The organism is Christiangramia aquimixticola, assembly GCF_048285835.1.
GTDB classification, from domain to species: Bacteria; Bacteroidota; Bacteroidia; order Flavobacteriales; family Flavobacteriaceae; genus Christiangramia; species Christiangramia aquimixticola.
This window is the reverse complement of the sequence record NZ_JBLVTL010000088.1, coordinates 1-347: the sequence shown is the minus strand read 5'-3', so window position 1 is coordinate 347 and position 347 is coordinate 1. Positions and strand designations below refer to the sequence as shown.

The window sequence follows — 347 nt, the reverse complement described above, 5'->3', positions numbered from 1 at the left end:
AAGGTGTAAAGCTGTCTCAAGACTTTCATGTCTATAATTTCCCCGGAGGACTCTTTTTCTTTTTCTAAGCTCAAAGCCTGATTAGTCTAGGTAAATGTCTGTTGGATATTCGATTTGGCTTAAAAATAAGCCTTTTGCAGAAGCTGCTTTTCCAGCCTGAGTTCGGTCTTTGGAAAGGATAATTCGATCTAAATCTTCCACCTGCTTATGACCAAAGCCAATCTCCAGCAAAGTACCTACAATTGCCCGTACCATCCCACGCAAAAATCGATTTGCGGTAATATGAAATAACAATTGGTCGTCTTTTTGTTCCCACCGCGCTTCATAAATCTTGCAGCGGAAATGGT

Annotated in this window: 1 pseudogene; it reads right to left on the bottom strand. The window is 40.9% G+C overall.

Annotated features, from left to right (window positions below):
* Positions 1–81: 81 nt before the first annotated feature.
* Positions 82–347: pseudogene (locus tag ACNKXV_RS13630) on the bottom strand (tRNA pseudouridine(38-40) synthase TruA); the annotation flags it as partial.